The sequence below is a fragment of the Rhizobium sp. BK376 genome (assembly GCF_004341625.1).
Taxonomy (GTDB): Bacteria; Pseudomonadota; Alphaproteobacteria; order Rhizobiales; family Rhizobiaceae; genus Rhizobium.
Genome location: NZ_SLZG01000092.1, coordinates 1 through 1258, shown reverse-complemented (window position 1 = coordinate 1258; position 1258 = coordinate 1). Strand labels below are relative to the sequence as shown.

1 protein-coding gene and 1 pseudogene are annotated in these 1258 nt (G+C 63.4%); both read right to left on the bottom strand.

The features are described 5' to 3' along the window. Positions 1-96: pseudogene (locus EV561_RS36965) on the bottom strand (IS5/IS1182 family transposase); the annotation flags it as partial. 97 nt (positions 97-193) lie between these two features. After that, on the bottom strand, positions 194-1258 hold a 1065-nt coding region (gene ltrA, locus EV561_RS36960), incomplete at its 5' end, for a group II intron reverse transcriptase/maturase (protein ID WP_132528785.1).

The window sequence follows — 1258 nt, the reverse complement described above, 5'->3', positions numbered from 1 at the left end:
ACCGTCGCGGTCCTGAATATCGGCGCTGTGGACCATGAGGCCGACCATCAGCCCGAGCGTGTCGACAACAATGTGTCTCTTGCGGCCCTTGATCTGTAGAGTCGAGGGCGGGCGCGGTGGCGAAGCCCCGTTTCCCGTCCCCGCTCATCAAACCGGACGTGCGGATTTCCCGCATCCGGCTTTCCGACTGGCTTCATCGTAAGGCCCACGGCGACGACCGCCCGCGCTCGCGTCGAAGGCTCAGAACGGCCAGTTCCCCGTAGACATGCTCACGGGAGAACCGGTCCGTCCCACGCCCTTGCACTTTGTGTCGTTGTCGGAGGAAGTGCCGCGTCCGATCATAGACATGCTGATCGACGGCCTCGTATGCGGACGCCAGAGCGCCGTAGGAAAAGTAGGCCGACCATCCGCGCAAGACGCGGTTCAATCGTGCCCTGACCTCATCCCATGCACCCTTGTTACCCGGCACCAACAGTTCGCCAACCTTCAGCTTGACCCTCTGCACACTCTTCTTGGACGGACTTGCTCCCAGATACCAGCGCCCTCCGTTGGGCAGGTGGCGCCGTCCCAGGGTGTACCCAAGGAAGTCAAAGCTTTCGCGCTGGGCATCCTTCACCGAGGTCTTTGCCTCGTTGAGCGTCAGCCCCAGCTTCGTCATCACCGCCTTCGTCCACGCCAGCGCCTCATCCGCGCGACCGCGGCTGAGGATGACAAAGTCGTCGGCATAAGAGACGATATGTGCGCGAAATGCCTCGCCCCGTCCCGTCTGGCGCCAATGCTTTAGGAACCGGTTCATGTAGATGTTGGCCAGCAATGGGCTGGCGACGCCGCCTTGGGGCGTGCCGCACTTATGACCTTTGCCGCCACTCATCCGCCGGTTCCCGTCGCCATCCCGTTCCTCGACCGGAGCCCGTAACCACAGCTTGACCAGCCACAGCACGTGCCGATCGACGATGCGGCGAGCCACCGATAGAAGGAGGTCCGCATGCGGGATCGTGTCGAAATACTTCGACAAGTCGGCGTCGACGATGTCGGTATGTCCCCGGCACAACAGCCGGTGCGCCTCCTTGACGGCATCGATCGCGCTGCGACGCGGCCGATAGCCGTAAGCACTGTCTTCGAAGTCCGCCTCGAACACCGGTTCCAGCACGATCTTCGCTGCGGTCTGAACCACCCGGTCCCGGATCGTCGGGATGCCGAGCGGCCGTTCACCGCCGCCGGGCTTTGGGATTATCACCCGCCGCACCGGATCGGGCCG